Raw genomic sequence first — 8,117 nt, forward strand, 5'->3', positions numbered from 1 at the left:
GCGCAGACCGCCCCGAACTCCGGCTGCGACACCTGGCAGGACCTCGGCGGCACCGTCCTCGACTTCCCGACCGCGATCGTCGACGGCGGACGGGTCGTGCTGTTCGAGCGCAACGGCGGCGGCGGGGTGAGCACCACCGCGCAGACCGCCCCGAACTCCGGCTGCGACACCTGGCAGGACCTCGGCGGCACCGTCCTCGACTTCCCGACCGCGATCGTCGACGGCGGCGGGGTGCTCCACGTGTTCGCCGTCGGTACGGACGGCCGCGTCCGTTTCCGCACCGGCACGACGGCCACCGCCTTCGGCGACTGGCAGGTCCTGCCGCTGTGACCCCCCGCCCGGCGGCCGACCGGGGACACGCCCCGTCGGCCGCCGGGCTCGGGCCGTCGAACCGGCCGAGGGGCCGTCAGCGGCCGCCCATCAGCCGGTACATGCCGATCGAGTCGTGGGTGGCGGTGTCCGCGAAGCCGAACTTCTCGTAGAGGAAGCGCGCGGGTCCGTCCGCGATCAGCGAGACGTACGCGGTGGCGGGGGCCCGGCGCTCCAGTTCCTCGGTGAGCGCCGCCATGATGCGCTTGCCGAGGCCGCGGCCCTGGTGCGCGGGGTGGACGCAGATGTCGGTGATCTGGAACGCGGTGCCGCCGTCGCCGATGATCCGCCCCATGCCGACGGGCTCGCCCTCGTGGTGGAGGACCACGCCGTACCAGGTGTTGGGGAGGGCGAGCGCGACCGCCTCGGGGGCCTTGTCGGAGAGGCCGGCGTCGGTGCGCAGGCGGCGGAAGACCTCGACGGTGGGCACGCCGGGACGAAGCTCGTAAGGGTTGCTCGCTGGATTCATAGCTTACATGCTACCCGCTCGGCGCCGTCGCCCGGCTCCGGCCGCTCGGGTGAACGCGCGGCGCGACATGCCGGACGCGGCGGGGGGCCGCGAGGGCGGAAGCGATGATCACCGGGTTCCCGGAGCACCCCCGTCGGAGGCGGACATGCGGATTCTTCTCCTCGCCAGCGCGTTCAACAGCCTCAGCCAGCGGCTGCACGCCGAACTGCGCGACCGGCGCCACACCGTGGACCTCCAACTGGCCGGTGACGACGAGGAGTTGCTCGACGCGGTGCGCCGGCTCAAGCCCGACCTGGTGCTCGCCCCGATGCTGCGCACCGCGATCCCGCGGGAGCTCTGGTCGCAGCTCACCTGCCTGATCGTCCACCCCGGCCCGCCGGGCGACCGCGGCCCCTCCTCCCTCGACCGGGCGATCCAGGACGGCCGCACCGAATGGGCCGTCACCGTGCTCCAGGCCGAGGCGGAGATGGACGCCGGGCCGGTCTGGGCCTCGGCGCCCTGCCGGCTGCCGGAGTACGGCAAGAGCGACCTCTACCGCAACGAGGTCGCCGACGCGGCGGTGGCGGCCGCGCTGCTCGCCGTGGAGCGCGTCGCCTCGGGCACGTACGCGCCGCAGCCGCAGTCCGGCCCCGGCTGGAGCGGTGCCGTGCGCACCCGGCCCGTCCTGCGCCAGGAGGAGCGCCGGATCGACTGGGCGGCCGACAGCACCGAGGCGGTGCTGCGCAGGCTCCGCGCCGCGGACTCCCGGCCCGGGGTGCTCGACGAGCTGTGCGGCGGCACCTGGTACCTGCACGGCGGGCACCGCGAACCGGTGTTGCGCGGCTGCCCGGGCGACCTGCTCGCCACCCGGGCCGGGGCCCTGTGCCGGGCCACCACGGACGGTGCCGTGTGGATCCCCGAACTGCGCCGCCGCACCCCCGGCGGCCCCGCGGGCGTCAAGCTCCCCGCCGTGACGGCGCTCGGCGGCCTGCTCCCCGCCCTGCCGGAGCTGGCGGCGCCCCTGATGCCGGGCGAGCAGGACGGCCCCGTCTGGTCGGACCTCCGCTACCAGGAGGACGGCCCGGTGGGCTTCCTGCGCTTCTCCTTCCCGGGCGGCGCGATGTCCACCGGCCACTGCCGCCGCCTGCTGGCGGCCTACCGCTTCGCCGTCGCCCGCCCGACCTCGGTGCTGGTGCTCGGCGGCGGCCGGGACTTCTTCTCCAACGGCATCCACCTCAACGTGATCGAGGCCGCGGCGGACCCGGCCGTCGAGTCCTGGGACAACATCACCGCGATGGACGAACTGGTCGACGCGGTGCTCACCACCACCGACCGGCTGGTGGTCGCCGCCGTCGGGGGCAACGCGGCGGCCGGCGGGGTGATGCTGGCGCTGGCGGCGGACGAGGTGTGGTGCCGCGGCGGCTCCGTCCTCAACCCGCACTACCGGCTGATGGGGCTGTACGGGTCCGAGTACTGGACGTACAGCCTCCCGCGCCGCCTCGGCGCGGTGGCGGCCGAGCGGCTGACCCGCCAGGCGCTGCCCGTCTCCGCGGCCACCGCCGAGCGGATCGGCCTGGTCGACCGGGTGCTCGCCTGCGGGCCGGAGGAGTTCGGGCCGTCCACGGCCCACCTGGCCGGGCTGCTCGCCGCCTCGCCCACCGCGCACCAGCGGATCGCGGCGAAGAAGGCCGCGCGCGAGGCCGACGAGCGGACGAAACCGCTCGACGCCTACCGGGAGGAGGAGCTCGCGGTCATGCACCGGCAGTTCTTCACACCCGAATCGCCGTATCACGCGCTGCGTTCCGCGTTCGTCCACAAGCGCCCGGTGCCGACGGGGCCCGCCGCGCGACCGTGACCCGAACGGCCCCGCCCGGCTTGCCTCCCCGGGGCCCGGCGCGGGCCGCGCGGACCGGCGCCCGGCCCGGACCGTTGCTATGACTGGCTTCGAGCCATTCCCTCAGGCTCCCATCCCCGAGGAGGCATCCTCATGGGTGCTGCAACAGCTGCAACGACTGCAACAGCTGCAACCACCGACACCGACGTGGTGCACATTCTCTGGATCAACGCGGGCCTCAGCTGCGACGGCGACTCCGTCTCGCTGACCGCCGCGATGCAGCCCAGCATCGAGGAGATCGTCACCGGCGCACTGCCCGGCCTGCCCAAGGTCGCGGTGCACTGGCCGCTGATCGACTTCGAGTGCGGCCCGGTCCAGGGCGCGGACAACTTCGTCGAGTGGTTCTTCAAGGCCGACCGCGGCGAGATCGAGCCGTTCGTGCTGGTCGTCGAGGGGTCCATCCCCAACGAGAAGATCAAGAAGGAGGGCTACTGGTGCGGCTTCGGCGACGACCCCGCCACCGGTCAGCCCATCACCACCAGCGAGTGGCTGGACCGGCTCGCCCCGAAGGCGACCGCCGTGGTGGCGATCGGCACCTGCGCCACGTACGGCGGCATCCACGCGATGGCCGGCAACCCGACCGGCGCCATGGGCGTGCCGGACTACCTCGGCTGGGACTGGAAGTCCAAGGCCGGGCTGCCCATCGTCTGCGTGCCGGGCTGCCCGATCCAGCCCGACAACTTCGCCGAGACGCTCACCTACCTGCTGTACCAGCTGGCCGGCTCCGCGCCGATGATCCCGCTGGACGACAAGCTGCGGCCCGCCTGGCTGTTCGGAGCCACCGTGCACGAGGGCTGCGACCGCGGCGGCTACTACGAGCAGGGGCAGTTCGCCACCGACTACGGCACGCCCGAGTGCCTGGTGCGGCTCGGCTGCTGGGGCCCGGTCGTGAAGTGCAACGTCGCCAAGCGCGGCTGGACCAACGGCATCGGCGGCTGCCCGAACGTGGGCGGCATCTGCATTGCCTGCACCATGCCGGGCTTCCCGGACAAGTTCATGCCCTTCATGGACCCGCCGCCCGGTTCACGGGTCTCCACCAACGCCAGCAGCGCGTACGGCGCGCTGATCCGGCGGCTGCGCGCGATCACGCTGAACACGCTGGACAAGGAACCGAAGTGGCGTCACTCCGGCCGCCACCTGACCACGGGCTACCGCCCGCCCTGGTGACCGCCGCAGGGCCGCACACCGCCCGGTGTGCGGCCGCCGACGGCCCACGCCCGCTCGACGACCCCCCGCCCGCTCGCCGGGGCCCGCTCCCAGAGACAAGGACACGACAGCAACGATGGCAACACCGACCACCAGGGCGGCCGGCGACGGCAGCGGCCTGACCGAGATGTCCTGGGACCCGATCACCCGCATCGTGGGCAGCCTGGGCATCCACACGAAGATCGACTTCAAGCAGAAGCGGGTCGCGGAGTGCTACAGCACCTCCTCGGTCTTCCGCGGCTACAGCGTCTTCATGCGCGGCAAGGACCCGCGCGACGCCCACTTCATCACCAGCCGGATCTGCGGGATCTGCGGCGACAACCACGCCACCTGTTCGGTCTACACGCAGAACATGGCGTACGGGGTGAAGCCCCCGCACCTGGGCGAGTGGATCATCAACCTCGGTGAGGCCGCCGAGTACATGTTCGACCACAACATCTTCCAGGAGAACCTGGTCGGGGTCGACTACTGCGAGAAGATGGTCCGCGAGACCAACCCCGGCGTCCTGGAGCAGGCCGAGCGCACCGAGGCCCCGCACGCCGGCGACCACGGCTACAGGACGATCGCCGACATCATGCGCTCGCTCAACCCCATCGAGGGCGAGTTCTACCGCGAGGCGCTCCAGGTCAGCCGCTACACCCGGGAGATGTTCTGCCTGATGGAGGGCCGCCACGTGCACCCCTCCACGCTCTACCCGGGCGGCGTCGGCACCGTCGCCACGGTGCAGCTGTTCACCGACTACCTGACCCGGCTGATGCGCTACGTCGAGTTCATGAAGAAGGTCGTGCCGCTGCACGACGACCTCTTCGACTTCTTCTACCAGGCCCTGCCCGGCTACGAGGAGGTCGGCCGGCGCCGGGTCCTGCTCGGCTGCTGGGGCAGCCTCAACGACCCGGACCACTGCGACTTCACCTACCGCAACATGACGGACTGGGGCCGACGGATGTTCGTCACCCCCGGCGTCGTGGTGGACGGCAAGCTCGTCACCAACGACCTGACGCAGATCAACCTGGGTATCCGCATCCTGCTCGGCAGCTCCTACTACGAGGACTGGCAGGGCAAGGACCTGTTCGTCACCCACGACCCGCTGGGCAACCCCGTCGACCCCCGCCACCCGTGGAACCAGCACACCATCCCCGCCCCGCAGAAGCGGAACTTCGACGACAAGTACAGCTGGGTGATGTCCCCGCGCTGGTTCGACGGCAAGGACCACCTCGCCCTCGACACCGGCGGCGGCCCGATCGCCCGCCTGTGGTCCACCGCCCTGTCCGGACTGGTCGACATCGGCTACATCAAGGCCACCGGCCACAGCGTGCAGATCAACCTGCCCCGCTCGATGACCAAGCCCGAGGTCACCTTCGAGTGGAAGATCCCGCAGTGGAGCAACGCCATCGAGCGCAACCGCGCCCGCACGTACTTCCAGGCGTACGCGGCCGCCGCCGCCCTGCACTTCGCCGAGAAGGCGCTCGACGAGGTCCGCGCCGGGCGCAGCCAGACCTGGGAGCGCTTCGAGGTGCCGGACGAGTCGATCGGCTGCGGCTTCACCGAGGCCGTGCGCGGCGTGCTCTCGCACCACATGGTGATCCGCGACGGCAAGATCGCCAACTACCACCCGTACCCGCCCACCCCGTGGAACGCCAGCGTCCGGGACAGCTACGGCACGCCCGGCCCGTACGAGGACGCGGTGCAGAACACCCCGATCTTCGAGGAGAACCCCCCGGACACCTTCAAGGGCATCGACATCATGCGCGCGGTGCGCAGCTTCGACCCCTGTCTGCCCTGCGGCGTGCACATGTACGTCGGCGGCGGGCGCACCGTGCAGACCATGCACGTGCCCACCGGCCTGAGCGGGCTCACCGCATGACGGCCGAGCGGACCGGGCAGCGGATCCACGAGGCCCTGGACGCCCTGGCCGGCAGCGGCGCCGAGCAGGCGGGCGAGCAACTGGTCCGGGAACTCATGGAGTTCTACGGCCAGGGCCTGGCCAGGATGGTCCCGGCGCTGCCCCCACCCGCACTGGACCGGATGCTGGACGACCCGGCCGTCGCCGGGGTGCTGCTCCTGCACGACCTGCACCCCGAGGACCTCCCCGCCCGGATCGACCGGGCACTGGCCGCCCTGTCCGAGCGGGTCGAGGTGGCCGGCTTCGACCCGGCCACCGGCGTCCTGCGGCTGCGCCGCACGGCCACCGGCTGCGGCTGCGGCGAACAGGAGGTGGAGGCCGTCCTCGCCTGCCACGCGCCCGAGGTGACCGCCGTGGAACTGGAGCGCGCCCCGCAACTGCTCCAGATCGGCACCCGCCCGCCGCAGCCGGCGGAGGCCCGATGAACACCCGCCGGATCTCCCGCGACGGGACCGCCCTGCTGCACCGGCTGCGCGAACCGGCCCCGCCGCGCCCCGAGCAGTGCGCGTTCTGCGGCCGGGACCTGCCCGCCGGCCACCGCCACCTGGTGGACGTCGAGGAGCGCGCCCTGGCCTGCGCCTGCACCGCCTGCAGCCTGCTGTTCCAGCAGCCGGGCGCGGCCGGCGGCCGCTACCGCACCGTGCCGGACCGCTACCTCGCCGATCCGGCCCGCGAGTTGGACCAGCAGGCCTGGTCGGTGCTGGGCATCCCGGTCGGCACCGCCTTCCTGTTCCGCAACACGGTGATGGACCAGCTGCTCGCCTTCTACCCCGGCCCGGCCGGAGCCACCGAGAGCGAGCTGGACGAGGCGACCTGGCAGCGCGCCCTCGGGGGCAGCCGGCTGGCCGACGCCCTGGAACCGGACGTGGAGGCGCTGCTGCTGCGCCGCACCGAGGAACGCGTGACGTGCTTCCTGGTGCCGATCGACGTCTGCTACGAGCTGGTCGGCCGGCTGCGGCGGTGCTGGCACGGCTTCGACGGCGGCGCCGAGGCACGGGCCGAACTCGACGCGTTCTTCGCGCGGCTGGCCGACCGGGCCCGCCCGCTGCGGGCGGAGGTGACGGCGTGACGGCCCTCGCCTTCGCCTGCACCGGCGTGCGGTCCGACCCGTACGCGGCCGGGCCGACCCTGGTGTTCCGGCTGCGCATCACGGCCCCGGCCGACACCCGGGTGCACGCCCTCGCCCTCCAGTGCCAGCTGCGGATCGAACCGGGCCGCCGGCCCTACGGCGACGCCGAGGGCGAGCGGCTGACCGACCTGTTCGGCGAGCGGCAGCGCTGGGCCACCACGCTCAACCCGGTCCAGTTCGCCACCGTGCCGCTGCTGGTGCCCGGCTTCACCGGCGGCACGGAGATCGACCTCTCGGTGCCCTGCACCTACGACCAGGAGGTCGCCTCGGCCCGCTACTTCCGGGCGCTGGACGGCGGCGAGGTGCCGCTGCTGCTGCTCTTCTCCGGCACCGCCTTCTCCGGCCCCGGCGGCTTCCAGGTCAGCCCGGTGCCCTGGGACCGGGAGGCCCGGGTACGGATGCCGGTGCGGGTCTGGCAGGAGGCGATCGACCGGCACTTCCCCGGCAGCGGCTGGCTGCGGCTGCCGGAGGACGTCATGGACGAGCTGCTGGCCTACCGCTCCCGGCGGGCCCTGCCCTCCTGGGAGGCGACGGTGCGCGAGCTGCTCGCGGCGGCCGCGATCGGGGGGACGGTCCGGTGAGCGGCTTCCCGGAGCGGATCGAGCGCGGCTTCACGGCCGCCCGGCAGGTCGCCGACGCGGTGCTGCTGGAGGGCTACGTGCTCTACCCGTACCGCGCCTCGGCGGCCAAGAACCGGCTGCGCTGGCAGTTCGGCGTCCTGGTGCCGCCCGAGTACACCGCGGTCGGCGGCGAGCACTCCCACCAGCGCACCGAGTGCCTGATGGAGGCGCGCGGCGGGGACCTGCTGGCGGTCGAGCTGCGTTTCCTGCGGGTCCAGCGGCGCACCGTCGAACGGGCCACCGCCGCCGGCTTCGAGTCGGTGGAGCGCCTGGAGCTGGCCGACCGGGACCTCGTCGAGTGGGACGAGGGCGCCGAGGAAAGGGTCGAACTCCTGGTCCCGGTCGAGGAGGTGGACGGCGAGGGGGTGCAGCGGCCGTTCCGGCTGCCGGGCGTCGGCGAAACCGGTCTGGTGCACGAGGACGGCGCCGTCGTCGGCCGGGTGGTGCGACGGCGCGAACAGGTCGACGGCCTGGTCTGGCTGCGGGCCGAGGAACTGCCCGGCCCGTACCGGGTGCAGCGGCTGACCGTGGAGGTGGAGAACACCTCC

7 protein-coding genes and 2 pseudogenes are annotated in these 8,117 nt (G+C 73.0%); 8 read left to right on the top strand and 1 reads right to left on the bottom strand.

The window, feature by feature from the left end; translation table 11 throughout:
* Positions 1-330, top strand: a pseudogene (locus ACIQOV_RS16560) (hypothetical protein); the annotation flags it as partial.
* Between the two features lie 76 nt (positions 331-406).
* Here ACIQOV_RS16560 and ACIQOV_RS16565 read toward each other — a convergent pair.
* Positions 407-838 carry a GNAT family N-acetyltransferase gene (locus ACIQOV_RS16565; RefSeq protein WP_401049144.1) on the bottom strand — a complete coding sequence of 144 codons (432 nt, stop codon included), beginning with the start codon at positions 836-838 and terminating at the stop codon, positions 407-409.
* Positions 839-983: 145 nt separating this feature from the next.
* Between ACIQOV_RS16565 and ACIQOV_RS16570 the strand changes: the two genes are divergently transcribed.
* The 7 genes and pseudogenes from ACIQOV_RS16570 to ACIQOV_RS16600 form a co-directional block, all read left to right on the top strand.
* Complete coding sequence (locus tag ACIQOV_RS16570; protein ID WP_401049146.1) at positions 984-2,672, top strand: enoyl-CoA hydratase-related protein; 1,689 nt, start codon at positions 984-986, stop codon at positions 2,670-2,672.
* A 132-nt stretch (positions 2,673-2,804) separates the two neighbouring features.
* Positions 2,805-3,878 carry a hydrogenase expression protein HypE gene (locus ACIQOV_RS16575; protein ID WP_359908258.1) on the top strand — a complete coding sequence of 358 codons (1,074 nt, stop codon included), beginning with the start codon at positions 2,805-2,807 and terminating at the stop codon, positions 3,876-3,878.
* Between the two features lie 115 nt (positions 3,879-3,993).
* Positions 3,994-5,781 (top strand): nickel-dependent hydrogenase large subunit, encoded by a 1,788-nt coding sequence (locus tag ACIQOV_RS16580; protein WP_359908256.1) that lies wholly within the window; start codon positions 3,994-3,996, stop codon positions 5,779-5,781.
* Positions 5,778-6,245 carry a thioredoxin gene (locus ACIQOV_RS16585; RefSeq protein ID WP_380542589.1) on the top strand — a complete coding sequence of 156 codons (468 nt, stop codon included), beginning with the start codon at positions 5,778-5,780 and terminating at the stop codon, positions 6,243-6,245. Before ACIQOV_RS16580 ends, ACIQOV_RS16585 begins: the two co-directional genes overlap by 4 nt.
* The gene (locus ACIQOV_RS16590; RefSeq protein WP_401049149.1) at positions 6,242-6,889 is read left to right on the top strand and encodes a DUF5947 family protein; all 648 of its coding nucleotides are present in this window, start codon (positions 6,242-6,244) and stop codon (positions 6,887-6,889) included. The genes ACIQOV_RS16585 and ACIQOV_RS16590 overlap by 4 nt, the downstream gene beginning before the upstream one ends.
* Entirely contained in the window at positions 6,886-7,530 is a 645-nt protein-coding gene (locus ACIQOV_RS16595; RefSeq protein WP_401049151.1) for a DUF6084 family protein, read from the top strand. Before ACIQOV_RS16590 ends, ACIQOV_RS16595 begins: the two co-directional genes overlap by 4 nt.
* Positions 7,527-8,117: pseudogene (locus tag ACIQOV_RS16600) on the top strand (hypothetical protein); the annotation flags it as partial. The gene ACIQOV_RS16595 and the pseudogene ACIQOV_RS16600, both read left to right, overlap by 4 nt.

Origin of the sequence: Kitasatospora sp. NPDC091257, from assembly GCF_044757675.1 — a bacterium.
Classification (GTDB): Bacteria; Actinomycetota; Actinomycetes; order Streptomycetales; family Streptomycetaceae; genus Kitasatospora; species Kitasatospora lactacystinica.